This window comes from Kitasatospora sp. NPDC048239, from assembly GCF_043202015.1.
GTDB lineage: Bacteria > Actinomycetota > Actinomycetes > Streptomycetales > Streptomycetaceae > Kitasatospora.
Genome location: NZ_JBICZP010000001.1, coordinates 557,489 through 580,472, shown reverse-complemented (window position 1 = coordinate 580,472; position 22,984 = coordinate 557,489). Strand labels below are relative to the sequence as shown.

Below are 22,984 nucleotides of genomic sequence, written 5' to 3'. Positions count from 1 at the left end.
CGGGTGCTTCCTCACCCTAGGCTGGGCCGCATGTCGAACCATGCCCTCGCCGAGCGCCACCGACTGGCCGAACTCCTGGCCGCCGCCGGGCCGGACGCCCCCACCCTCTGCACCGGGTGGTCCACCCGGGACCTCGCCGCCCACCTGGTGATCCGGGAGCACCGGCCGGACGCGGCGGCCGGCATCCGGATCGGCCCGCTGGCCGACTGGACCCGCCGGGTGCAGAGCGGCTACGCCGAGCGCCCGTACGAGGAGCTGCTGCGGTTGTTCCGGGCCGGCCCGCCGGTCCTCTCGCTGTTCGCGCTGCCCGGCGCCGACGAGGCGGCGAACACGGTGGAGTACTTCGTGCACGCCGAGGACGTCCGCCGGGCCGGCGGGTCCTGGCAGCCGCAGCCGGTGCCGCCCGGCCGGGCCGCGGCGCTCTGGCGGCGGCTGCCGATGCTGGCCAGGCTGGAGGCGGGCCGCCGTTCCCCCGTACGGCTGGAGCTGCGCCGTCCGGACGGCCAGGGCGTGACCGTCGGCCCCGCCGGGGCCCCGGTCGTCCGGATCACCGGCGAGCCGGGCGAGCTGGTGCTCTTCGTCTACGGCCGGGGGGCCCGCACCGAGCTGGCCGTGGACGGCCCGCCGGACGCGGTCACCGCGCTGCGCCACGTGCTGCCGCTGCCCTAGGACCTGGACCGGTCCCGGCTGCGGATGTCAGTGGCGGGGTGCAGACTCGCAGATGGTCGGGGAGGGGTGCCCGAGCGCCCTCGACAAGCCGCCCGGCCGCTCTTTTCCGTCGTTAGGAGCACCACCTCATGCTCACCACCGACTTTCCCACCGGCTCGCCCTGCTGGATCGACCTCGGCAGCCCGGATCCGGCCGCGGCCGCCGCCTTCTACGGGGCGGTGTTCGGCTGGACGTTCCAGCAGCTCGGCCCGGAGGCCGGCGGCTACGGCTTCCTCCAGCTGGACGGCAAGACGGTGGGCGCCGTCGGGCCGCTCACCGAGGAGGGCGCCCGGTCCACCTGGACGACGTACTTCAAGACGCCGGACGCGGACGCCACGGCCAAGGCCGTCGAGCAGGCCGGCGGCACCGTCCGGGTCGCGCCCTTCGACGTGATGGACGCCGGGCGGATGGCCCAGCTCACCGACCCGCAGGGCGCGCAGTTCGCGATCTGGCAGGCCGGCTCGACCACCGGGCTGGACGTGGTGTCCAGCGACAACGCCCTGGTCTGGTCCGAGCTGCACACCACCGACCAGGAGGCGGGATTCGGCTTCTACCGGACGGTGTTCGACTGGCGCTCGGAGAAGTTCCCGGCCCCCGGTATGACGTATCTGGTGGTCTCCACCGCCGAGGGCGACCAGCAGGCCACCAGCTTCGGCGGCATCGCCCCGATCATGTCGGAGGGCCAGCCGCCCTCCTGGACGCCGTACTTCGCCACCGAGCAGGTCGACGAGCTGGTCCGCCGGGCGCAGGAGGCCGGCGGCGCGGTGCTGATGGCCGCCGAGGACGTCCCCGAGGTCGGCCGGATCGCCTGGCTGGCGGACCCGTCCGGCGCGCCGTTCGCCCTGATCAAGGGCGAGCCGCGGCAGGGGTCCTGAGGCCCGGCCCCGGTGCTGTCCGCGGGCGCGGACAGCACCGGGCGCAGCTCAGCGCACCGGGTGCCCGGCCTCGCGCAGCGCGTTCTTGACCTCGCCGATCCGCAGGTCGCCGAAGTGGAAGACGCTGGCCGCCAGCACGGCGTCCGCGCCGGCCTCCACCGCGGGGGCGAAGTCGGCGAGCCGGCCGGCGCCGCCGGAGGCGATCACCGGGACGGAGACGGTCTTGCGGACGGCCCCGATCAGCTCCAGGTCGTAGCCGTCCTTGGTGCCGTCCGCGTCCATCGAGTTGAGCAGGATCTCGCCCGCGCCCAGCTCCGCCGCGCGGCCCGCCCACTCGACGGCGTCCAGGCCGGTGCCCTGCCGTCCGCCGTGCGTGGTGACCTCGAAGCCCGAGGCGGTCTCGGTGCCCGGGGGGCAGCGCCGGGCGTCCACCGAGAGCACCAGCACCTGGCGGCCGAAGCGCTGCGCGATCTCCCGGATCAGCTCGGGGCGGGCGATCGCCGCGGTGTTGACGCCGACCTTGTCGGCGCCGGCCCGCAGCAGCTTGTCGACGTCCTCGACGGCGCGGATCCCGCCGCCGACGGTCAGCGGGATGAACACCTGCTCGGCGGTGCGGCGGACCACGTCGTAGGTGGTCTCGCGGTCCCCCGAGGAGGCGGTGATGTCGAGGAAGGTCAGCTCGTCGGCGCCCTCGGCGTCGTAGAGCTTGGCCATCCCGACCGGATCGCCGGCGTCGCGCAGGTTCTGGAAGTTGACACCCTTGACCACCCGGCCGGCGTCGACGTCCAGACAGGGGATGACACGTACGGCGAGGGTCACGGCTGTTGGCCTTCCAGAGTGCTTGCGAGCCCGGCACGGTAGGCGTCGAGTTCGACCTCGACCATCATCCGGGAGTCGATCAGGCCGTCGACGACCACCATGGTGGCCGCCGGGCGGGTGTCGGCGAAGAGGGTGCGGTGCGCGCGGCCCACCTCGTCGGCGTCGCGGGCGTGGGTGATGTACATCCGGGTGCGGACCACGTCGTCCGCCGTCAGTCCGTACGCGGCCAGGGCCGTGAGGCCGACGCCGAAGGCGGCGAGGGTCTGCCCGTACGGGTCGCCCTCGTGCTCGATCCTTCCGTCGACCCAGGCGGTGGAGCCGGCCACGTGGACGTGGTCCCCGGCCGCCACCGCCCGCGCGTAGCCGAACTGGTCCTCCCAGGGGGAGAATCCGCCGACCCGACCGCGTACGATCTGACGTTCCGTCATCCTGAAACCGCCTCCAGGGCCTCTTCGAGGGTGAACTTCTGCTCGTAGAGTGCCTTGCCCACGATGGCCCCCTCGACACCCTCGCCGACCAGGGTTGCGATGGCCCGCAGGTCGTCGAGCGAGGAGACGCCGCCGGAGGCGACCACCGGCTTGTCGGTGGCGGCGCAGACGTCGCGCAGCAGCTGGAGGTTGGGGCCGGTCAGGGTGCCGTCCCGGTTGACGTCGGTGACGACGTAGCGGGCGCAGCCCTCGGCGTCCAGGCGGGCCAGCACGTCGAAGAGCTGGCCGCCGTCGCGGGTCCAGCCGCGGCCGCGCAGGGTGGTGCCGACCACGTCCAGGCCGACGGCGATCTGGTCGCCGTGCTCGGCGATGACCTTGGCGACCCACTCGGGGCTCTCCAGGGCGGCGGTGCCGAGGTTGACCCGGGTGCAGCCGGTGGCCAGGGCGGCGGCCAGCGACTCGTCGTCGCGGATGCCGCCGGACAGCTCGACCTTGATGTCGAGCGCGCCGGTGACCTCGCGCAGCAGGTCGCGGTTGGTGCCGGTGCCGAAGGCGGCGTCCAGGTCGACCAGGTGGAGCCACTCGGCGCCGGCGTTCTGCCAGGCGAGGGCGGCGGCGAGCGGCTCGCCGAAGGAGGTCTCGGTGCCGGAGGCGCCCTTGACCAGGCGGACGGCCTGGCCGTCGCGGACGTCGACGGCGGGGAGCAGTTCGAGGCGACTCATCGTTGTGACAACTCTCAGACGGTCAGAGGGTGTTGACCCAGTTGGTCAGCAGGGCGGCGCCGGCGTCGCCGGACTTCTCGGGGTGGAACTGGGTGGCCCAGAGCGGGCCGTTCTCGACGGCGGCGACGAACGGCTGCCCGTGCGTGGCCCAGGTGACGAGCGGGGCGTGCATCCGGGCGCTGTGGACCTCCAGCTCCCAGCGGCGCACGCCGTAGGAGTGCACGAAGTAGAAGCGGGTGTCGGCGTCGAGCCCGGCGAAGAGCCGGCTGCCCTCGGGGGCGTCGACGGTGTTCCACCCCATGTGCGGGACGACCGGGGCCTCCAGCGGCTCGACGGTGCCGGGCCACTCGTCGCAGCCGGCCGTCTCCACGCCGTGCTCGACCCCCTTCTCGAAGAGGATCTGCATGCCGACGCAGATGCCCAGCACCGGTCGGCCGCCGGCCAGCCGGCGGCCGATGATCTGCTCGCCGCGGACGGCCCTCAGCCCGCGCATGCAGGCCTCGAAGGCGCCGACGCCGGGGACGAGCAGGCCGTCCGCGTCCAGCGCGGTCTGGAAGTCGGAGGTGACGGTGACGTTCGCCCCGGTGCGCTCCACGGCGCGCTGGGCCGAGCGGAGGTTGCCCGACCCGTAGTCGAGTACGACGACGTTCTTGCCCATGTTCAGGTGTCCAAGTCTCTCAGCGGGTCCTAGCGGCTCTCGTCGCACCGGGCCGTGTCCGACACGGCCCGGTGCCGGACGGGCCTAGAGGCGCATGGCTCCGGAGGCCAGGCAGAGCACCGAGCCGATGGCGAGCACGGCGATGACGCCCTTCGGGAGCTTCTGCTTCCAGAACGAGATCACCCCGCCGGCCAGGAAGAGTCCGACGAAGAGGAGGACGATCGCGGACTTGCTCACAGCGCACCCTTGGTAGACGGGAGGATGCCGGCCGCGCGCGGGTCGCGCTCGGCGGCGTAGCGAAGGGCCCGGGCCAGCGCCTTGAACTGGCACTCCACGATGTGGTGCGCGTTGCGCCCGTACGGCACGTGGACGTGCAGGGCGATCTGGGCCTGGGCCACGAAGGACTCCAGGATGTGCCGGGTCATGGTGGTGTCGTAGGCGCCGATCATCGGCGCCATGTTCTCCGGCTCGGTGTGCACCAGGTAGGGGCGGCCGGAGAGGTCGACGGTGACCTGGGCGAGCGACTCGTCCAGCGGCACCGTGCAGTTGCCGAAGCGGTAGATGCCCACCTTGTCGCCGAGCGCCTGCTTGAAGGCGGCGCCCAGCGCGAGGGCGGTGTCCTCGATGGTGTGGTGGGTGTCGATGTGCAGGTCGCCGTCGGTCTTCACGGTGAGGTCGAAGAGGCCGTGGCGGCCGAGCTGGTCGAGCATGTGGTCGTAGAACCCGACGCCCGTGGAGATGTCGGTCCGGCCGGTGCCGTCGAGGTCGATCTCGACCAGGACCGAGGTCTCCTTGGTGGTGCGCTCGATGCGTCCGATACGGGACATACGGGGTTACAGCTCCTTGATCACAAGTCGGACGGCGTCCAGGAAGGCGTCGTTCTCGGCGGGGGTGCCGGCGGTGACGCGCAGCCACCCGGGGACACCGTTGTCGCGGACCAGGACGCCGCGGTCGAGGATGGCCTGCCAGACCGCGCGGGTGTCGTCGAAGCGGCCGAACTGGACGAAGTTGGCGTCCGAGTCGGTCACCTGCAGCCCGAGGCCGCGCAGCGCGTCGACCAGGCGGTCGCGCTCGGTCTTGAGCCGGCCGACGTAGCCGAGCAGGGTGTCGGTGTGCTCCAGGCAGGCCAGCGCGGTGGCCTGGGTGACGGCCGACAGGTGGTACGGCAGCCGGACCAGCTGCACCGCGTCCACCACGGCCGCGTCGGCGGCCAGGTAGCCCAGGCGCAGCCCGGCCGCGCCGAAGGCCTTCGACATGGTGCGGGTGACCACCAGGTTGGGGCGGCCCTCCAGCAGCGGCAGCAGCGAGGCGCGGTGCGAGAACTCGACGTACGCCTCGTCGACGACCACCAGGCTGGGCCGGGCGGCCTGCGCGGCCTCGTACAGCGCCAGCACGGTGTCGGCGGCGACGGCGGTGCCGGTCGGGTTGTTCGGCGAGCAGACGAAGACCACGTTCGGCCGGTGCTCGGCGATCGCCCCGACGGCGGCGTCGAGGTCGATGGTGAAGTCCTCGTTGCGCGGCCCGGAGATCCACTCGGTGCCGGTGCCCCGCGAGATCAGGGCGTGCATCGAGTACGAGGGCTCGAAGCCGAGCGCGACCCGGCCGGGGCCGCCGAAGGTCTGCAGCAGCTGCTGGAGCACCTCGTTGGAGCCGTTGGCGGCCCAGACCTGCTCGCGGCTGCGGGCGAAGCCGGTGGTCCGGGTCAGGTACCCGGCCAGGCCCTCGCGCAGCTCGACCGCGTCCCGGTCGGGGTAGCGGTTGAGGTTGCGGGCGGCCTCGGCGACCCGCTCGGCGATCCGGGCGACCAGCTCCTCGGGCAGCTGGTACGGGTTCTCGTTGGTGTTGAGCTGGACGGGGACGTCCAGCTGCGGCGCACCGTAGGGGGACTGCCCGCGCAGCTCGTCGCGGATGGGGAGGTCGTTCAGGTTCATGCGCCGGGCACACTCCAGTCGCTCTGCCAGTTCTTTTCGTCTCCGACGAAACGCGCCTTGATGGCATCGCCGTGGCCCGGCAGGTCCTCGGCGTCCGCGAGGTTGACGACGTGCGCGGCGATGCCGGCCAGTGCCTCGCGGTCGTACTCGACGACCTGGACCCCGCGCAGGAAGGTCTGCACGGACAGCCCGGCCGAGTGGCAGGCGCAGCCGCCGGTCGGCAGCACGTGGTTGGAGCCGGCCGCGTAGTCGCCCAGCGAGACCGGGGTGTAGCGGCCGATGAAGATCGCGCCGGCGTTGCGGACCTTGGCGGAGACCGCGTGGGCGTCCCGGGTCTGGATCTCCAGGTGCTCGGCGGCGTAGGCGTTCACCACGGCCAGGCCCTGCTCCAGGTCGTCGACCAGGATGATGCCGGACTGCCGGCCGCCCAGCGCCTCGGCCACCCGCTCGCCGTGCTTGGTCCGGGCGGTCTGGATCTTCAGCTCGGCCTCCACCGCCTCGGCCAGCGCGGGCGAGTCGGTGACCAGCACCGAGCCCGAGGTCGGGCCGTGCTCGGCCTGGCTGATCAGGTCGGCGGCGACCTCGGCCGGGTCGGCGCTGTCGTCGGCGAGGACGGCGATCTCGGTCGGACCGGCCTCGGAGTCGATGCCGATCCGGCCCGCGAAGTAGCGCTTGGCCGCGGCCACGTAGATGTTGCCCGGGCCGGTGACCATGTTCACCGGCTCGCACTCCTCGGTGCCGAGCGCGAACATGGCGACCGCCTGGGCGCCGCCGACCGCGTACACCTCGGTGACGCCGAGCAGCGCGCAGGCCGCCAGGATCGTCGGGTGCACCCGGCCTCCGAAGGCCTTCTGCGGCGGCGAGGTCACCGCGATGCCGGCCACCCCGGCCTCCTGCGCGGGCACCACGTTCATCACCACGGAGGACGGGTACACGGCGAGGCCGCCGGGCACGTAGAGGCCGACCCGGTCCACCGGGACCCAGCGCTGGGTGACCGTGCCGCCCGGCACGACCTGGGTGGTGTGCCCGCTGCGGCGCTGGTCCGCGTGGACCAGCCGGGCGCGGCGGATCGACTCCTCCAGCGCGGCGCGGACCTTCGGGTCCAGCGTCTCCAGGGCCTCGGCGATCTGCTCGGCGGGCACCCGGGTGGACTCCAGCCGCACACCGTCGAACCGCTCGGTGATCTCGATCAGCGCCGCGACCCCGCGATGGTGCACGTCCTCGGCGATCGGCCGCACCGTCTCCAGGGCGGCCGCGACGTCGAACTCGGCACGGGGCAGCAGGTCACGCGGGTCGTCGAGCGAGCCGCGGAGGTCGATTCGAGAGATCACGCCACCCAGTGTAAGGAGTGGCCGGAACCGGCGGCCCCGCATTTCAGTCCGTGATACGAAAGGCGAGACGACCGGGGGAGACGGGGGAACGATGGCGGATCGCGCGCCGGACGGCTGGACGCAGGTGGAGCAGGGTCTCTGGGAGGCGTTCCGGCAGGGCGAGGTGTACGACCGGCGCACGCGTGACGCCGAACAGGACGACCCATTCGGCGACGCCGTCTGGGGCCCCGGGCGCACCGTCCGCGCCGAGGTGCTGGCACACCTGCTGCTGGGCGGGCCGACGGCCGCCCCGGGCCGGGTCGCCTCGCTGCGGCTGAGCGGGGTGCTGGTCACCGGATCGCTGAACCTGGCCGGCGGCGCCATCGACCACTACGTCGAGGTGCACGACTGCCGCTTCGAGCAGAAGATCCTGATCTCCGAGGCGGAGGCCGGCACGCTGCGCTTCGTCAACTGCCGGATACCCCGGCTGGAGGCCTCCCGCCTGGCCACCTCCGGCGACCTGCACCTGGCCCGCTGCCGGATCCCGCAGGGGCTGCGGCTGACCGACGCCCGGATCGGCACCGACCTGCTGCTCAACCAGGCCGTCCTCGGCGGCGACCGCTTCGGCCGGGCGCTGTCCGCCGACGGCATGGCCGTCAGCCAGGACTTCGAGGCCGACCGGATGGAGTCCCGCGGCGAGGTGAGCCTGCGGACCGCCCGGATCGGCGGCCGGCTCTCGCTGCGCGGCGCCCAGCTGCACGCCGTCCCGGAGAACCCGACCGTCCTCAACGCGGTCCGGATAACCGTCGGCCACACCGCCTACCTCAGCGGGTCGGTGGACGGCGGCTGGCACAGTTCGCAGACCTACTACGGCTCCGGCTACGGGCAGACCCCGCCGCCCGGCGCGCCGACCACCCCGTTCCGCGCCCACGGACAGGTCCGGCTCTCCGACGGCCGGTTCGAGGCCGCCTGTCTGCTCTCCGACGCCGAGTTCCACCTCCGCCCGGGCGACGAGCTCGCCCTGCGCCGCATCCAGACCCCCGAGCTGCGGTTCACCTGCCGGCTCCCGGCCGGCGGCGCCGTCTCGCTCTCCCGCGCCCGGGTCGGCAACCTGGTCGACGCCCCCGGCTCCTGGCCGCACGGCAGGTTCCTCGGCCTCACCGGCTTCACCTACGAGTGCCTGCGCCCGGCCGTCCCGTTCACCATCCAGCAGCGGATCGCCTGGCTGGAGGACTCCTCGGTGGAGTTCCAGCCCGAGTCGTACGAGCAGCTGGCCTCCGCGCTGCGCCGCGACGGCGCCGACGACGACGCCCGCGAGGTGCTCTACGCCAAGCAGCGCCGCCGCCGGCAGAGCCTGCCGCTGCCGGCCCGGCTCTGGGGCCGGATCCAGGACGTCACCGTCGGCTACGGCTACCGCCCCGGCCGGGCCGCCCTGTGGCTGCTGCTCGCCTGGGCGCTCGGCAGCGTCTACTTCGCGACCCACGAGCTGCAGCCGCTCAAGGCCGACGAGCGGCCGCACTGGAACCCGGTGCTGTACGCGCTCGGCCAGCTGCTGCCGGTCGTCGACCTCGGCCAGCAGGGCTGGAACCCCGGCGGCGCCGCCCAGTGGGTCGCCTCCGGACTGGTGGTGGTCGGCTGGATCCTGGCCACCACGGTCGCCGCCGGCGCCTCCCGGATGCTCCAGCGCGGATAACCCGGCGGCATTCGCCCGGTCCGGGGAACTACGCTGTCCGCCGTGACAGAACGGCTGCCGCTCTTCCCGCTGAACACCGTGCTCTACCCGGGGCTGGTGATGCCCCTGAACGTCTTCGAGGAGCGCTACCGCCGTCTGGTCGCCGACCTGCTGGCCGGCCCGGAGGACCGGCCGCGCCGCTTCGGCGTCCTCGCCATCCGGGACGGCCGCGAGGTCGCCCCGGTCCGCCCGGGCGAGGGCCCGGCCGGACCGCTCGACGGCCTCGGCACCGTCACCGGGGATCCGCTGGAGGCTATGCACCACATCGGCTGCGTGGCCGACATCGCCTCGGTGCAGGAGCAGCCGGACGGCCGCTACGAGCTGCTGGTCACCGGTACCACCCGGTTCCGGCTGCGCTCGGCGGACACCGGCGGACCGTACCTGACGGGTGAGATCGAGCCGATCGAGGAGGTGCCCGGCGAGGGCGCCGGGGCGCTGGCCGCCGGCGTGGAGCGGGCCTTCCGGGCGTACCAGAAGCGGCTCGCCGGGGCCCGCGAGGCCAGCACCGTCGGCCGCCAGGACCTGCCCGACGACCCGCAGGTGCTCTCCTACCTGGTCGCGGCCGCCTCGGTGTTCGACACCCCGGTCAAGCAGCGGCTGCTGGCCTGCCCCGACACCGCCCAGCGGCTGACCGCCGAGCTGGAGCTGCTGCGCCGCGAGACGGCCGTGCTGTCCTGGCTGCCGTCGCTGCCCGCCGTCGACCTCACCCGCCAGGCCTTCAGCCCCAACTGAGCCCCCTACCGAGGACCTCCATGGCCAGGAAACCCAAGAAGGGCGGCCAGGGCACCCCCGCCACCGTCGCCCTGGAGAACGCCACCGTGGCCTTCACCGTCCACGCGTACGAGCACGACCCGGCCGCCGCCTCCTACGGCGGGGAGGCCGCGCAGGCCCTCGGCATCCCGGCCGACCGGGTGTTCAAGACCCTGGTCGCCGAGGTCGACGGCGTCCTGACGGTCGGCGTCGTCCCGGTGGCCGGGCAGCTGGACCTCAAGGCCCTCGCGGCGGCCGTCGGCGGCAAGCGGGCGGCGATGGCCGACCCGGCGGCCGCGGAGCGCAGCAGCGGCTACGTGCTCGGCGGGATCTCCCCGCTCGGCCAGCGCCGCGCCCTGCGCACCGTGGTGGACGACAGCGCGCTCGCCCACCCCACGGTGTACGTCTCGGCGGGCCGGCGCGGCCTGGAGGTCGAACTCTCCCCCGCCGACCTGATCGCCCTCACCGCCGCCCGGACCGCCCCGATCGGCCGCTAGGCCGCTTAGGCCGTGGGCCTGTCCGGCCGGTGGTCCTGGGGCGGAGCGGCCTGGGGCGGAGCGGCCTGGAGCGGCTGCCCGTCCTGGCCGGGCGCCGGGGCCGCGTAGGGCCCGGCCCAGTACGGCGGCGGGTCCTCCTCGCGCTTGCCGAACGCGGCCGAGAAGGCCAGCAGCGCCACCATCGCGACCATCGGCCAGACCAGCAGCGCCCCGTGCGCGCCCAGCTCCAGGGCCGCGTCGAAGTGTCCGCCGTTGCCGGCCTTCGAGGCCTGCGCGATCAGGTCGTCGCCCGGCCCCATCCAGATGCCCAGCCGCCACGCGGCCACCGACCCGAGCAGGCCGCCGAGCGCCAGCCCGACCGCGACGGCGATGCCGCCGCCGCGCCGCCGGGACAGCAGGAAGGCGCCCAGCGCGGTCACGATGCCCGCGCCCAGCCCGATCAGCGCGAACACGGAGTCGGCGCCGGCCCGCTGCTCGCCCTCGGGGTCGCCGTAGAGGATCCGGTTGCCGTCGACCACAAGCGGCACCTTCGGCGCCAGCCACACCCACAGCGCCGCCACGACCAGGCCCAGCAGGACGCAGACCAGGGTGATGAGCACGCCCAGCCGCAGCTCGGGCAGCAGCCGCTGCAGCCGCTCCCGCCCGGTCGGCCGGCCGAGCGGCGCCAGATCCAGGGCGGGCGGCGGCCCGTACGGGTTCGGGGCGGCGTCCGGGCGGCGCTCGACGACGGCGTCCGCATCGGTGCCCGCCGCGGCACGCGCGGGATCCGGAGGTGTGTTCGGTACGGTCACAGGGCCATCGTTTCACGATCGCCACCCGGACGACCGCGCCACCCGCACACCGGCCGCCCGGGCGGTCGGCCGGGCGAGGTGCCGGGCCCGGACACGGCCTAGCGGGTGGTCGCCCGCCGGTACGCCCAGGTGGCGACGGCCAGCGAGACCACGCCGACCCCCGCGCAGACCGCCAGGTCGCCCATCACCCGGGTCCAGTCCGGATCGGGCGTGAACGTACGGGCGAAGGCCTCCACCCCGTACGTGGACGGCAGCAGGTCCCGCAGCCAGAGCACCGGCTGCGGCAGGTTGTCCACCGGGAGCACCCCCAGCAGCAGCGCCGCCGACATCCCGAGCTGCCCGAGCATGGTGGCGATCTCCTGCCGGGGCGCGAGCAGCCCGCAGGCCGCGCCGAGCCCGGAGAGCGCCGCACCGGCCAGCGGCACCACCGCGAGCAGCATCCACAGCTGCGCCATCGACAGCCCGAACATCCAGGCCCCGACGGCGGCCGTCACCAGCGCCCCGGGCAGCGTGAAGGACGCGTACGCGGCGGCCGCGCCGAGCACCACCGAGGCGGCCGGCACCGGCAGCGTCGCGTAGTGGTCGAGCCCGCCGGTGGCCCGCAGCCGGCCGAAGTACTGGGCGAGCAGGTTCAGCGCCACGAAGGCCACCACCAGCACGCTGGAGCCGGCCACCACCGAGCGCGCCGCCGAGGTCTCCCCCGGGTCGACGACGCCCCGCATCATCACCAGGATGCCCAGCGACTGGAAGGTGGCCACGAACAGCAGCGGGATGCGCGCCACCTTGGCCCGCGCCAGCTGCGCCCGGTAGACGGCGGCCAGCGCGGGCAGCAGCCGCGCGGCGGGCGCCAGCGGGGCGGGCCCCTCGTCCGCCGCGGCCGTGGCCTGCGGGGGCGCCGAGAGCAGGGTCATCGCCGGGCACCCCCTCGCAGGCTCCGCGGGCACCTCGGCCCGCTCCGGCCGCCGGGGCCGCTCCGTGCTTGCAGCGTCACTTCGCCAGTCCTCCGTGGCGGCCGCCCAGCTTGAGGTAGGCGTCCTCAAGGCTCGGGGTGGCCAGGGTGAAGTCGTCCAGGGCGGCGAAGGCCGGCCCGGTGGTGACGGCGGCGACCAGTTCGCGGGCCTGCTCGGGGCTGGTCCGCACGGTCCAGCGGCGGCCGGTGCGCTCGGCCCGCCCGGCGAGCGCCGCCACGGCCGGCACGTCCATCGGCGCCTCGGTCCGCCAGACCAGGTCCAGCCGGACGTCGCCGTCCACCAGGGCCTTGAGGCCGCCCGGCGTGTCGCAGGCGATCACCCGGCCCTCGTCCATCACGGCGACCCGGTCCAGCACGGTCTCCGCCTCGATCACGTTGTGGGTGACCAGCAGCACGGTCGTCCGCCGCTCGGCCCGGCGCCGTTCGACGGCGCTCCAGACGGCCCGGCGGGCAATCGGGTCCATGCCGGTGGTCGGCTCGTCCAGGACGAGCAGCGGCCGCTCCCCCACCAGGACGGCGGCGAAGCAGGCGAGCCGGCGCTGTCCGCCGGAGAGCTTGGCGAGCGGCCGGTCGGCGAGCGGTTCGAGGCCGAGCTCGGTGAGCACCTCGCCGGCCTCGGCGCGGGCAGCGGTACGGCTCAGACCGCGCAGCCGGCCGGTGGTCTCGGCGGCGAGCGCGACGGTCAGCTCGTCCAGCGCGGTGGACTCCTGGCCGAGGTAGCCGAGCAGCCGGGCGGCCCGGTCGGGGTGGCGGACCACGTCGTGGCCGAGGATGTCGATCGCGCCGGAGTCGGGGCGCAGCAGTCCGGTGAGCTGGCGGACGAGGGTGGACTTGCCGGCGCCGTTGGGGCCGAGCAGCCCGAAGATCTCACCCCGGCGGACGGTCAGGGTGACGCCGTCGTTGGCCCGGATCCCGGTGGCGGAGGCGCCGCGCCCGGAGCGGTAGGTCCTGACCAGGTCGCGCACGGAACAGCACGGCGGGGCCTCCCGGGGTGCCCGCCCGGTGCCCTCGCTCATGCGGTCGCCTCGCGGAAGGCGCACCGCGGGACGGTTCGCCCGCTGCCCTCGCTCATGCGCCCGCCGCCCCGCTCCGCTCGGCGGTCGCTTCGCGGTGCGCGCCCCTTTCGACGGTTCGCCCGTTGCCCTCGCTCACGAGCGAAGACTCTACGCGGTGGAGCCCCCGAACCGGACAAGGGGGCCTGATCCCCCGAATCCAGTCAACCGGGATCAGTCGTCGACGACCAGGTCGCCGCCGGGCACCCTGGCGGCGAGCTCCTTCCAGAAGCCGGCCCGGATCGCGTACCGGTCGTGCTCGTCGATCTGGTCGTCCTTGTGCGCGAGCAGCCCGAACCGGGCGGCGTAGCGGAGCAGCTCCCCGTCGACCCGGTGCGGGATGCGCGGGTAGTCGGGCCAGAGCACGGTGAGCCGTTCGACGTCGCCGAGCCGTTCGGTCCACCGGCGGGCGAAGACCTGGCCGACCTCGTGGGCGTCGCCGCCGATGGTGGTGATGTCCTCCTCGCGGTCGGCCCACCGCTGTTCGGCGGTGGTGAGCTGGGCGAGGGTGGGCAGGGTGTCGCCCGCGGTGACGGCGGGCTCGGGGACGGGCCGGTCGACCCAGCCCCGGTCGGAGGACCAGCGCAGGACGGGGCCGCCGCCGTTGGCGGCGGTGACGGGGTGCGGGGCGACGACGCGCCCGGCGAGGTCCTTCGGGGTGGGGACGACCTTGAGTGCGGCGGCGGGCTGCGGGCGTCCGACCGGCCCGGCGACGGCCGCGACGGCGGCGGGTGCGGGGGCGCCGTTGGCGGTCCGGCCGGCGGCGGCCACCGCGGCGGCGGGCGGGGCGGCGAGGATCTTGGCGATCTCGTGGCGCGGGCCGGGGGCCGGGAAGACGGTGGCGGCCTCGCGCAGGCTGAAGGAGCCCTCGATCCACTCGCGGTCCAGCACCCGGCGCTCGTCGGCCTCGCCGACCAGGTCCTCGGACTGGTTGAAGTCGCCGTCGGCGGCCTGCAGCGCCCAGAGGTGGACGACGACGCCGTGCTCCTTGGCGGACATCATGCCGGGCAGCAGGTCCCCGTCGCCGGTGATCAGGACGACGTCGGCGCAGGCCCGGTTGCGGGCGAGCTCGGACAGCTCGGCGTGCATGGCGGCGTCCACGCCCTTCTGCACCCAGCGGCCCTCGGCCCGGGTGAGCGCGCCGAGCCGGACGGTGACCCGGGGCAGTACCCGCAGCCGGCGGTGCTCGGGCATCGGCCGGCGGTCGGGGGCGGCGTCGAACCAGTAGATGCGCAGCAGCGGCAGGCCGGTCTCGGCCTCGGCGCGCTCGCGCAGGGCGGTGATCAGCGCGGTGTGGTCGACCGTCACCCGGGAGCGGGACGGGTCCCCGGCGAGCAGGCTGGCGGCGGCGCCCAGTAGGTATCCGGCGTCCACCAGGACGACACAGCGGTCCATCGCGCACCTCTTTTCGCTCGCCCTCGGGGCCAGGCGCCACCGGTTCGGCGGTACCGGGTGGGCGCGGTCCGCCCGGCGCTCGGGCCCAGGTGGGGCGAGGGGGTACCCGCAGCCGCCCGATCGTTGGGTCACCTTTACCCCTGGTTCGCTTGCCGAACCTCGGCGTTTGTCGCGGTCCGGCAACGGCCTGCCCGGGATAAACACGAAGCGGGCCCCGTCCGTGGACGGGGCCCGCTCCGGAGGTCGCGAGGTCAGCCCCTGAGCTCGGCGGCGACCAGTTCGGCCAGCTGGACGGCGTTGAGCGCGGCGCCCTTGCGGAGGTTGTCGTTGGAGACGAACAGCGACAGCCCGTGCTCCACCGTCTCGTCGGCGCGGATCCGGCCGACGTAGCTCGGGTCCCGGCCGGCGGCCTGGAGCGGGGTGGGGATGTCGCTGAGCTCGACGCCGGGCGCGGCACCGAGCAGCTCGGCCGCCCGCTCGGGGCTGATCGGGCGCTCGAAGCGGGCGTTGATCTGCAGCGAGTGGCCGGAGAAGACCGGCACGCGCACGCAGGTGCCGGCCACCTTCAGCTCAGGGATGCCGAGGATCTTGCGGCTCTCGTGGCGGAGCTTCTGCTCCTCGTCGGTCTCGTTGGAGCCGTCGTCGACGATCGAGCCGGCCAGCGGCAGCACGTTGAAGGCGATCGGGCGCTTGTAGACCTTGGGCTCGGGGAACTCGACCGCGGAGCCGTCGTGGGCGAGCGCGGAGGCGCCGTCCACCACCTTGGCGGCCTGGTCCTGGAGCTCGGCGACACCGGCCACGCCGCTGCCGGAGACGGCCTGGTAGGTGGAGACGACCAGCGCGACGAGGCCGGCCTCCTCGTGCAGCGGGCGCAGCACCGGCATGGCGGCCATGGTGGTGCAGTTCGGGTTGGCGATGATGCCCTTGGGGCGGTCGGCGATCGCCTGCGGGTTGACCTCGGAGACGACCAGCGGGACGTCCGGGTCGCGGCGCCAGGCGGAGGAGTTGTCGATGACGACGGCACCGGCGGCGGCGGCCTTGGGGGCGAGGGCCTTGGAGGTGGAGCCGCCGGCCGAGAAGATCACGATGTCCAGACCGCTGTAGTCGGCCGTGGCCGCGTCCTCGACGGTGACCTCGGTACCCTGCCAGGGCAGCGTGCGGCCGGCCGAGCGGGCCGAGGCGAACAGCCGCAGCTGCTCCACGGGGAGGTTGCGCTCCGCCAGGATCTCGCGGACGACGCCGCCGACCTGGCCGGTGGCACCGACAATGCCGATCTTCATTCCGACTACTCCTCTTGATGGTGCTGTCCACAGCCGCACTCCGCCCATCATGCCTTGTCACGGGGGCGGGGCGACCTGCTGTTCCACGGTGTGAGAGCGAGACCTAGTGGTCCAGACCAGTAACCAGCTCCAGTGCGGCCGCGACCTCAGCCGCGCCCGCCGGCAGCAGCGGTAGCCGCACGTCCGGGGTGGGGATCCGGCCCTGGGCGTGCAGCACGCCCTTGACCACGCCCGGGTTGGGCGCGGCGAAGACGGCGTTCGCCAGGGCGGTGAGCCGGCGCCCCAGCGCGCGGGCCCGCGGCACGTCCCCGGCCGCCCAGGCGGCGGCCAGCTCGACGAACCGGGCGGTGGCCAGGTGGGCGGAGGCCAGGATGCCCCCGGCGGCGCCGAGCGCCAGCATCGGCGAGAGGAAGGCGTCCTCCCCGGCCAGCACCGCGAATCCGGCCGGTCCGGCGGCGAGCAGGTCCACGGCGTCCTGGTCCAGCCCGCCGGTCGCGTACTTGACGCCGGCCACGCCCGGGACGGCGGCCAGCCGGAGCAGCGCGGCGGCGCTCAGCGGCTGCCCGGTGCGGTAGGGGATGTGGTACACGATCAGCGGCAGCGGGCCGGCCTCGGCGAGCGCGCGGAAGTGCGCGAGCGTCCCGTCCTCGCCGGGCCGCAGGAAGCCGGGGACGGTCACCAGCGCCGCCGCGGCCTGCGGCGCCCGCTCGCCGAGCTCGGCCAGCGACCGCGCCACGCCCCGGGTGTCGGCGCCGCCCGCCCCGACCACCAGCTGTGCGCCGTGCTCGGCGCAGACGGCCGCGCAGACCCCGACCACCGCGCGCTTCTCGGCCGCGCTCAGCGCGGCGGGCTCCCCGGTGGTGCCGAGTGCGACCAGCCCGGCCGCCCCCTCCTCCAGGACGGATCGGGCCAGCTTGTCCAGCGCGTCCAGGGCCACCGAGCCGTCCTCGGCGAACGGGGTGACCAGGGGGACGTAGACGCCCCCGAGTTCCACGGCTGCGGGTTCCACCACTGCGAGTTCCATAGGCGTGATCCTGCGACCCGCCGATCCCCCAGGTCCAGTTCACATTTCCGAGGCTTCTCGTAAGCTGAGCCGATGCTCGACGTACGACGCCTGCGCCTGCTGCGCGAACTCGCCCATCTCGGGACCATCGCCGCGGTCGCCGAGGCCCTCTCCTTCAGCCCTTCGGCGGTGTCCCAGCAGCTGTCCGTCCTGGAGAAGGAGGCGGGCCTGCCCCTGCTGGAGCGCACCGGCCGACGGGTGGCGCTGACCCCCGCCGGGGCGAACCTGGTCCGGCACGCCGAGGCGGTGCTGGAGCGGCTGGAGCAGGCGGACGCCGAACTCGCCAACGCCCGGCAGGGGCTGGCCGGTCCGCTGCGGATCGGCACCTACCCCTCGGCGGCCCGCGCGGTCATCCCGGCGGTGCTGGCCGAACTGGCGGGCTGGCACCCGGGCCTGGAGCCGATGGTCACCGAGGTGGACCCGGCGGGCGTCGCGGCGGCGCTGCGCGCGGGCGAGCTGGACGTGGCCCTGGTGCACGAGTACGACCTGGTGCCGGCCGACCCGGAGCCGGGCCTGGCGGTGACCCGCCCGGTGTTCACCGAGCCGATGTACCTGGCGGCCCGCGCGGCGGCCACCGTCGCCGAGCAGCGCACGGCGCCGTGGATCATGTCACCGCCGGGCACGCTCTGCCACGCGATGGCCGTCCGGGCCTGCGAGAGCGCCGGCTTCGCACCCCGGATCCGGCACCAGATCGACGACTTCGCGACGGTGCTCGCGCTGGTGGCGGCCGGTCAGGGGGTGGCGCTGGTGCCGCACCTGGGCATCGCGGGGGCGCCGCCCGGCGTGGTCCTCACCCGGCTGCCGATGTACCGCCGCACCCGCGCCGCCTTCCGCGCGGGCGCGGGCTCGCACCCGGCGATCTCGGCCTTCGTCTCGGCCCTGCACTCGGCCGTCCCGCCGGGCCTCGGCGGCGGGGCGTAGCAGCCCCCGCCGCCGCGGCCCGGGGACCGGCTCAGCCCGCCAGGCAGCTCGGCCCGAGCAGCTGCTTGAGGTCCCCGAACAGCGCCGGGTCGGACTTCACCCGGTGCCGGTCCAGCCGCAGCACGGTGGTGCGCCGGTTGCCCTCCAGCCGCAGCCGGACCTCGGTGGTGCCCCGGTGGCTGTTGAGTACCTCGCCGAGCCGGGCGACCAGCGGCGGGGTGATCTTCACACTGGGGATGTTGATGATGATCGGCGCCTCGGCGTGCGCGTTGGAGAGGTCCGGGACGGACAGCTCCATGCCCATCAGCCGCGGCACGTCCTCCCGCTTGTCCAGCTTGCCGCGGACGAACACCACGGCGTCCTCGACGAGTTGGGAGGAGACCAGCTGGTAGCTGGCGGGGAAGAACATGCAGTCGATGGAGCCCGCGAGGTCCTCCACGGTGGCGATCGCCCAGGCGTTGCCCTGCTTGGTCATCTTCCGCTGGAGGCCCGAGATGATGCCGCCGATGGTGACGATGGTGCCGTCCGGCCGCTCGGCGAGGTCGGCGACCGCGCAGTCCGCCTTGTCGGCGAGCACGTGCTCGATGCCGTGCAGCGGGTGCGAGGAGACGTACAGGCCGAGCATCTCCCGCTCCTGGGTGAGCAGGAAGGACTTCTCCCACTCCTCCTCGGAGAAGACCACGTCCAGGCCGAAGCTCGGCTCGTCGCTGACCGCGTCGCCACCGAAGAGGTCGAACTGCCCCTCGGCCTCCTTGCGCTTGACCCCGACGACGTTGTCGATCATCGGCTCGAACTGGGCGGTCAGGCCCTTGCGGGTGTGCCCGAGCGAGTCGAACGCACCGGCCTTGATCAGGGATTCGACGGTCCGCTTGTTGCAGACCACCGACTCCACCTTGTCCAGGAAGTCGGGGAAGGAGCTGAACTTCCCCTTGCCCTTCCGGGTGCGGATCATCGAGTCCACCACCGGACCGCCGACGTTGCGGATGGCGGTGAGGCCGAACCGCACCAGCTCGTCACCGTGCGGGGTGAAGTCGGAGTCCGACTCGTTGACGTCCGGCGGCAGCACCTGGATGCCCATCTTGCGGCACTCGTTGAGGTACACCGCGGACTTGTCCTTGTCGTCCTTGACGGACGTCAGCAGGCCGGACATGTACTCGGCCGGGTAGTTGGCCTTGAGGTAGGCCGTCCAGTACGAGACCAGCCCGTACCCGGCGGTGTGCGCCTTGTTGAACGCGTAGCCGGAGAAGGGGACGAGGACGTCCCACACCGCCTGGATCGCCGCGTCCGAGTAGCCGTGCTCGCGGCAGCCGCGCTGGAAGGGGACGAACTCCGCCTCCAGGATCTCCTTCTTCTTCTTGCCCATCGCGCGGCGCAGCAGGTCGGCCTGGCCGAGCGAGTAGCCGGCCAGGATCTGCGCGGCCTTCTGCACCTGCTCCTGGTAGACGATCAGGCCGTAGGTCGGCTTGAGGATCTCCTCCAGGGGCTTCTCCAGCTCCGGGTGGATCGGGGTGATCTCCTGCTGGCCGTTCTTGCGCAGGGCGTAGTTGGTGTGCGAGTTGACGCCCATCGGGCCCGGCCGGTACAGCGCGAGAACGGCGGAGATGTCCTCGAAGTTGTCGGGCTTCATCAGGCGCAGCAGCGAGCGCATCGGCCCGCCGTCGAGCTGGAAGACGCCGAGCGTGTCGCCGCGGGCGAGGAGTTCGTAGGTGGGCTTGTCGTCGAGCGGCAGCTTGAGCAGCTCGATCTTCTCGCCCTTGTTCTTCTCGATCGCCTTGACGGCGTCGTCCATGATCGTCAGGTTGCGCAGGCCGAGGAAGTCCATCTTGAGAAGGCCGAGGCCCTCACAGGTGGGGTAGTCGAACTGCGTGATGGTGACGCCGTCGGTGTGCCGGGTCCAGACCGGGATGTGGTCGGTCAGCGGTTCGGCGGACATGATGACGCCGGCCGCGTGCACACCGGGCTGGCGGATCAGGCCCTCGATGCCGCGGGCGGTGTCGATCACCTTGCGGACGTCCGGGTCGTTCTCGTAGAGCCCGCGGATCTCGCCGGCCTCGCCGTAGCGCGGGTGCGAGTTGTCGGTGATCCCGGAGAGCGGGATGCCCTTGCCCATGACGTCCGGCGGCATCGCCTTGGTGATCCGGTCGCCCATCGCGTAGGGGTAGCCGAGGACCCGCGAGGAGTCCTTGATGGCGGCCTTCGCCTTGATGGTGCCGTACGTGACGATCATGGCGACCTTGTCGGATCCCCACTTCTCCGTCACGTACCGGATCACGTCACCGCGCCGGCGCTCGTCGAAGTCGATGTCGACATCGGGCATGGAGATGCGCTCGGGGTTGAGGAAGCGCTCGAAGATCAGGCCGTGCGGGATGGGGTCGAGGTCGGTGATGCCCATCGCGTACGCGACCAGCGAGCCGGCCGCCGAGCCACGGCCCGGGCCCACCGCGATGCCCTGCTCCTTGGCCCACATGATGAAGTCGGCGACCACGAGGAAGTACGCCGGGAACCCCATCTGGATGATGGTGTCCATCTCGTACTCGGCGAGCTTCTTGTGCTCCTCGTCGTACCCGTCCGGGAAGCGCCAGTCCATGCCCTTCCACACCTGGGCCTTGAAGAAGTCCGACTCGGACTCGTAGCCCTCGGGGATCGGGAAGCGCGGCATGAGGTTCTTGAACTCGAACATGCCCGCGGTGTCGACCCGCTGGGCGATCAGCAGCTGGCTGTTGCGGCAGCCCTCCTGCCAGGCGTCCGAGGAGTCCAGCGCGTACATCTCGGCGGCCGACTTGATGTAGTAGCCGGTGCCGTCGAAGCGGAAGCGGTCCGGGTCCGAGAGGTTCTTGCCGGTCTGCACGCAGAGCAGCAGGTCGTGCGCCCCGGCGTCGCTCTCGGTGGTGTAGTGCGAGTCGTTGGTGACCACCGGCGGGATGTTCAGCTTCCTGCTGATCTCCAGCAGCCCGTCGCGGACCCGCTTCTCGATGTCCAGGCCGTGGTCCATCAGCTCAAGGAAGTAGTTCTCCTTGCCGAAGATGTCCTGGTAGTCCGCGGCGGACCGGACGGCCTCGTCGAACTGGCCGAGCCGCAGCCGGGTCTGCACCTCTCCGGACGGGCAGCCGGTGGTGGCCATCAGGCCGGCCGCGTGCTCGGAGATGATCTCCTTGTCCATCCGGGGCCACTTCACCAGCCAGCCCTCGGCGTACGAGCGCGAGGTCAGCTTGAAGAGGTTGTGCAGGCCCTGCTTGTCCCGGGCCCAGATGGTCTTGTGGGTGTAGGCGCCGGACGCGGAGACGTCGTCCTTCTTCTGGTGCGGCTGGCCCCAGAGGATGCGCTTGGTGTTGGAGCGCGACTCCGGCGCGACGTACGCCTCGATGCCGATCACCGGGGTGATGCCGGCGGCGGTGGCCTGCTTGTGGAACTCGGCCGCGCCGTACATGTTGCCGTGGTCGGTCATCGCGACATGGGTCTGGCCCAGCCGCTCGACCTCCTTGAACAACTGCTTCAGCCGGGCGGCACCGTCCAGCATCGAGTACTCGGTGTGGACGTGCAGATGCGCGTACGGCTGGTCGCTCAAGGCGGGGCCTCCGGAGGCTCGTGCTGTCTGGTTGGCCGGCGAACGCGCAGGTCACGACGGTGCCTGGAAACAGATGAGGCCCGAGCCACTGCCAGGGCCCGGACCAGCTCTCACACGTTCACGCTCCTACTCTAGCCTCCAGTCACGACCGTCCCCCCGCACCCACTCGCCGCAAGGAACCCGACACCATGCCCCACCAGCAGTCCACCGCCGATCAGCGCGCCGAGACCGTCCTGGGCGTCTTCGACTCGGCCTTCGGCGACCTGCTCGCCAAGGACCCGGCCGCCTTCCGGGTCAAGTTCCGCAAGATGGCGGCCTCCGCCTTCGCCTTCTACCGGGGCACCGCCGCCCTGTACTACGCCGACCTCGTCGACGGCCCGTTCGCCGGCCACGGCGGCACGTTCCTGGACGAGCGCACCAGCCGGGTGTGGATCCACGGCGACCTGCACGCCGAGAACTTCGGCACCTACCTGAACGCCGAGGGCCGCCTGGTCTTCAACGTCAACGACTTCGACGAGGCCTACGTCGGCGCCTTCACCTGGGACGTCCAGCGCCTCGCCGCCTCGCTGGCGCTGATCGGCTACGCCAAGGCGCTCTCCGACGAGACGATCACCCGGCTGGTCACCTCCTTCGCCGCCGCCTACCGCACCCGGATCGCCGCCCACGTCTCCTCGGGCGACGCCACCCCGTTCACCCTGGACAGCGCGACCGGCCCGATCCTGGACACCCTGCGCCGGGCCCGGCTGCAGACCCGGGTCGCCCTGCTGGACGGCGACACCGTCGTCGAGGGCTACGACCGCCGCTTCCGGCTCGGCGGCGGCGCGATCGAGCTCGACGAGCCCACCAAGGCCGAGGTGCTGGCCGCCTTCGACGCCTACCTGGCGACCCTGCCGCCGGCCTCCCGGACCCGCCCGGAGTCGCTGAAGGTCAAGGACGTGGTCGGCCGCCGGGGCATCGGCATCGGTTCGGCGGGCCTGCCCTCGTACAACCTGCTCCTGGAGGGCCACACCGACGCCCTGGAGAACGATGTGATCATCTACATGAAGCAGGGCCAGACGCCCGCCGTCGCCCGCCACGTCACCGACCCGGCGATCGCCGGCTACTTCGAGCACGAGGGCCACCGCACGGTCATCTCCCAGCGCGCCCTCCAGGACCACAGCGACCCGTGGCTCGGCCACACCACCCTGCACGGCCGCGGCCAGCTGGTCGCCGAGGTCTCCCCGTACGCGGCCGACCTCGACTGGACGGACCTCAACGAGCTGCCCGAGCTGCTCGCCGTCACCGAGTACCTCGGCCACGCGACCGCCACCATGCACGCCGCCGCCGACGAGTCCTCCAGCGGCCACACCCTGGTGCCGTTCTCCACCGAGCACGCCATCGACGCCGCGATCTCCCGCGACGAGGCCGGGTTCACCGCGATGCTGGTCGACTTCGCCCACGCGTACGGGGCGCGGGCCCGCGCCGACCACCAGCTGTTCGTCGACCTCTACCGCAACGGCCGCATCCCCGGCCTGTAG

General features: G+C 73.3%; 22 protein-coding genes. 7 read left to right on the top strand and 15 right to left on the bottom strand.

Annotation, left to right across the window (positions count from 1 at the left end; all coding sequences use genetic code 11):
• Window positions 1-30 precede the first annotated feature (30 nt).
• Window positions 31-669, top strand: a complete 639-nt coding sequence (locus ACGFZP_RS02545) for a TIGR03085 family metal-binding protein (RefSeq protein ID WP_392927774.1) — start codon at window positions 31-33, stop codon at window positions 667-669.
• A 128-nt stretch (window positions 670-797) separates the two neighbouring features.
• On the top strand, window positions 798-1,583 hold the full coding sequence (locus tag ACGFZP_RS02540; protein ID WP_392927772.1) for a VOC family protein: 786 nt from the start codon (window positions 798-800) through the stop codon (window positions 1,581-1,583).
• A gap of 48 nt (window positions 1,584-1,631) precedes the next feature.
• Here the strand turns inward: ACGFZP_RS02540 and hisF are convergent, their stop codons facing one another.
• The 8 genes from hisF to hisD all read right to left on the bottom strand — a co-directional run bounded on the left by hisF (window position 1,632) and on the right by hisD (window position 7,472).
• On the bottom strand, window positions 1,632-2,402 hold the full coding sequence (gene hisF, locus ACGFZP_RS02535; RefSeq protein ID WP_392927770.1) for an imidazole glycerol phosphate synthase subunit HisF: 771 nt from the start codon (window positions 2,400-2,402) through the stop codon (window positions 1,632-1,634).
• The gene (locus tag ACGFZP_RS02530; protein WP_392927768.1) at window positions 2,399-2,830 is read right to left on the bottom strand and encodes a RidA family protein; all 432 of its coding nucleotides are present in this window, start codon (window positions 2,828-2,830) and stop codon (window positions 2,399-2,401) included. Before ACGFZP_RS02530 ends, hisF begins: the two co-directional genes overlap by 4 nt.
• On the bottom strand, window positions 2,827-3,552 hold the full coding sequence (gene priA, locus ACGFZP_RS02525) for a bifunctional 1-(5-phosphoribosyl)-5-((5-phosphoribosylamino)methylideneamino)imidazole-4-carboxamide isomerase/phosphoribosylanthranilate isomerase PriA (RefSeq protein WP_392927766.1): 726 nt from the start codon (window positions 3,550-3,552) through the stop codon (window positions 2,827-2,829). Before priA ends, ACGFZP_RS02530 begins: the two co-directional genes overlap by 4 nt.
• 22 nt (window positions 3,553-3,574) lie before the next feature.
• The gene (hisH, locus tag ACGFZP_RS02520; RefSeq protein WP_392927764.1) at window positions 3,575-4,210 is read right to left on the bottom strand and encodes an imidazole glycerol phosphate synthase subunit HisH; all 636 of its coding nucleotides are present in this window, start codon (window positions 4,208-4,210) and stop codon (window positions 3,575-3,577) included.
• Between the two features lie 84 nt (window positions 4,211-4,294).
• On the bottom strand, window positions 4,295-4,447 hold the full coding sequence (locus ACGFZP_RS02515) for a hypothetical protein (RefSeq protein ID WP_392927762.1): 153 nt from the start codon (window positions 4,445-4,447) through the stop codon (window positions 4,295-4,297).
• Entirely contained in the window at window positions 4,444-5,037 is a 594-nt protein-coding gene (hisB, locus tag ACGFZP_RS02510; protein WP_209411986.1) for an imidazoleglycerol-phosphate dehydratase HisB, read from the bottom strand. Before hisB ends, ACGFZP_RS02515 begins: the two co-directional genes overlap by 4 nt.
• Window positions 5,038-5,043: 6 nt before the next feature.
• Window positions 5,044-6,141 (bottom strand): histidinol-phosphate transaminase, encoded by a 1,098-nt coding sequence (locus ACGFZP_RS02505; RefSeq protein ID WP_392927760.1) that lies wholly within the window; start codon window positions 6,139-6,141, stop codon window positions 5,044-5,046.
• Window positions 6,138-7,472 (bottom strand): histidinol dehydrogenase, encoded by a 1,335-nt coding sequence (gene hisD, locus ACGFZP_RS02500; RefSeq protein WP_392927758.1) that lies wholly within the window; start codon window positions 7,470-7,472, stop codon window positions 6,138-6,140. Before hisD ends, ACGFZP_RS02505 begins: the two co-directional genes overlap by 4 nt.
• A 91-nt stretch (window positions 7,473-7,563) precedes the next feature.
• On the opposite strand from hisD, the gene ACGFZP_RS02495 reads away from it, so the two are divergent.
• From ACGFZP_RS02495 to ybaK, 3 genes are all read left to right on the top strand, one after another.
• Window positions 7,564-9,144, top strand: coding sequence for an oxidoreductase (locus tag ACGFZP_RS02495; RefSeq protein WP_392927756.1), 1,581 nt, complete (start codon window positions 7,564-7,566; stop codon window positions 9,142-9,144).
• Between the two features lie 99 nt (window positions 9,145-9,243).
• Window positions 9,244-9,915, top strand: a complete 672-nt coding sequence (locus ACGFZP_RS02490) for an LON peptidase substrate-binding domain-containing protein (protein WP_392928311.1) — start codon at window positions 9,244-9,246, stop codon at window positions 9,913-9,915.
• Window positions 9,916-9,935: 20 nt separating this feature from the next.
• Entirely contained in the window at window positions 9,936-10,430 is a 495-nt protein-coding gene (gene ybaK, locus ACGFZP_RS02485) for a Cys-tRNA(Pro) deacylase (RefSeq protein WP_392927755.1), read from the top strand.
• A gap of 5 nt (window positions 10,431-10,435) precedes the next feature.
• On the opposite strand, the gene ACGFZP_RS02480 is transcribed toward ybaK, so the two are convergent.
• From ACGFZP_RS02480 to ACGFZP_RS02455, 6 genes are all read right to left on the bottom strand, one after another.
• Window positions 10,436-11,221: a hypothetical protein gene (locus ACGFZP_RS02480; RefSeq protein ID WP_392927753.1), complete on the bottom strand. Its 786-nt coding sequence runs from the start codon at window positions 11,219-11,221 to the stop codon at window positions 10,436-10,438.
• Window positions 11,222-11,319: 98 nt separating this feature from the next.
• The gene (locus ACGFZP_RS02475) at window positions 11,320-12,132 is read right to left on the bottom strand and encodes an ABC transporter permease (protein ID WP_392927751.1); all 813 of its coding nucleotides are present in this window, start codon (window positions 12,130-12,132) and stop codon (window positions 11,320-11,322) included.
• A gap of 76 nt (window positions 12,133-12,208) precedes the next feature.
• The gene (locus ACGFZP_RS02470) at window positions 12,209-13,207 is read right to left on the bottom strand and encodes an ABC transporter ATP-binding protein (RefSeq protein ID WP_392927750.1); all 999 of its coding nucleotides are present in this window, start codon (window positions 13,205-13,207) and stop codon (window positions 12,209-12,211) included.
• A 210-nt stretch (window positions 13,208-13,417) separates the two neighbouring features.
• On the bottom strand, window positions 13,418-14,638 hold the full coding sequence (locus ACGFZP_RS02465) for an NYN domain-containing protein (RefSeq protein WP_392927748.1): 1,221 nt from the start codon (window positions 14,636-14,638) through the stop codon (window positions 13,418-13,420).
• Window positions 14,639-14,889: 251 nt separating this feature from the next.
• Window positions 14,890-15,918 carry an aspartate-semialdehyde dehydrogenase gene (locus tag ACGFZP_RS02460; RefSeq protein WP_392927746.1) on the bottom strand — a complete coding sequence of 343 codons (1,029 nt, stop codon included), beginning with the start codon at window positions 15,916-15,918 and terminating at the stop codon, window positions 14,890-14,892.
• 103 nt (window positions 15,919-16,021) lie between these two features.
• Complete coding sequence (locus tag ACGFZP_RS02455) at window positions 16,022-16,942, bottom strand: dihydrodipicolinate synthase family protein (RefSeq protein WP_392927744.1); 921 nt, start codon at window positions 16,940-16,942, stop codon at window positions 16,022-16,024.
• A gap of 72 nt (window positions 16,943-17,014) precedes the next feature.
• Here ACGFZP_RS02455 and ACGFZP_RS02450 point away from each other — a divergent pair, with 72 nt between their 5' ends.
• Window positions 17,015-17,902, top strand: a complete 888-nt coding sequence (locus ACGFZP_RS02450; protein WP_392927742.1) for a LysR substrate-binding domain-containing protein — start codon at window positions 17,015-17,017, stop codon at window positions 17,900-17,902.
• Between the two features lie 31 nt (window positions 17,903-17,933).
• On the opposite strand, the gene dnaE is transcribed toward ACGFZP_RS02450, so the two are convergent.
• A complete protein-coding gene (gene dnaE, locus ACGFZP_RS02445) occupies window positions 17,934-21,467 on the bottom strand; it encodes a DNA polymerase III subunit alpha (RefSeq protein ID WP_392927740.1) in 3,534 nt (1,177 codons plus the stop codon).
• Window positions 21,468-21,655: 188 nt separating this feature from the next.
• Between dnaE and ACGFZP_RS02440 the strand changes: the two genes are divergently transcribed.
• Complete coding sequence (locus tag ACGFZP_RS02440) at window positions 21,656-22,984, top strand: DUF2252 domain-containing protein (RefSeq protein ID WP_392927739.1); 1,329 nt, start codon at window positions 21,656-21,658, stop codon at window positions 22,982-22,984.

What these genes read in the sequence shown, in the direction of transcription:
- ACGFZP_RS02545 (WP_392927774.1), top strand. Translation starts at nt 31, where the DNA reads ATGTCGAACCATGCCCTCGCCGAGCGCCACCGACTGGCCGAACTCCTG.
- ACGFZP_RS02540 (WP_392927772.1), top strand. Translation starts at nt 798, where the DNA reads ATGCTCACCACCGACTTTCCCACCGGCTCGCCCTGCTGGATCGACCTC.
- ACGFZP_RS02530 (WP_392927768.1), bottom strand. Translation starts at nt 2,830, where the DNA reads ATGACGGAACGTCAGATCGTACGCGGTCGGGTCGGCGGATTCTCCCCC.
- priA (WP_392927766.1), bottom strand. Translation starts at nt 3,552, where the DNA reads ATGAGTCGCCTCGAACTGCTCCCCGCCGTCGACGTCCGCGACGGCCAG.
- hisH (WP_392927764.1), bottom strand. Translation starts at nt 4,210, where the DNA reads ATGGGCAAGAACGTCGTCGTACTCGACTACGGGTCGGGCAACCTCCGC.
- hisB (WP_209411986.1), bottom strand. Translation starts at nt 5,037, where the DNA reads ATGTCCCGTATCGGACGCATCGAGCGCACCACCAAGGAGACCTCGGTC.
- ACGFZP_RS02505 (WP_392927760.1), bottom strand. Translation starts at nt 6,141, where the DNA reads ATGAACCTGAACGACCTCCCCATCCGCGACGAGCTGCGCGGGCAGTCC.
- ACGFZP_RS02495 (WP_392927756.1), top strand. Translation starts at nt 7,564, where the DNA reads ATGGCGGATCGCGCGCCGGACGGCTGGACGCAGGTGGAGCAGGGTCTC.
- ACGFZP_RS02490 (WP_392928311.1), top strand. Translation starts at nt 9,244, where the DNA reads ATGCCCCTGAACGTCTTCGAGGAGCGCTACCGCCGTCTGGTCGCCGAC.
- ybaK (WP_392927755.1), top strand. Translation starts at nt 9,936, where the DNA reads ATGGCCAGGAAACCCAAGAAGGGCGGCCAGGGCACCCCCGCCACCGTC.
- ACGFZP_RS02475 (WP_392927751.1), bottom strand. Translation starts at nt 12,132, where the DNA reads ATGACCCTGCTCTCGGCGCCCCCGCAGGCCACGGCCGCGGCGGACGAG.
- ACGFZP_RS02470 (WP_392927750.1), bottom strand. Translation starts at nt 13,207, where the DNA reads ATGAGCGAGGGCACCGGGCGGGCACCCCGGGAGGCCCCGCCGTGCTGT.
- ACGFZP_RS02465 (WP_392927748.1), bottom strand. Translation starts at nt 14,638, where the DNA reads ATGGACCGCTGTGTCGTCCTGGTGGACGCCGGATACCTACTGGGCGCC.
- ACGFZP_RS02460 (WP_392927746.1), bottom strand. Translation starts at nt 15,918, where the DNA reads ATGAAGATCGGCATTGTCGGTGCCACCGGCCAGGTCGGCGGCGTCGTC.
- ACGFZP_RS02455 (WP_392927744.1), bottom strand. Translation starts at nt 16,942, where the DNA reads ATGGAACTCGCAGTGGTGGAACCCGCAGCCGTGGAACTCGGGGGCGTC.
- ACGFZP_RS02450 (WP_392927742.1), top strand. Translation starts at nt 17,015, where the DNA reads ATGCTCGACGTACGACGCCTGCGCCTGCTGCGCGAACTCGCCCATCTC.
- ACGFZP_RS02440 (WP_392927739.1), top strand. Translation starts at nt 21,656, where the DNA reads ATGCCCCACCAGCAGTCCACCGCCGATCAGCGCGCCGAGACCGTCCTG.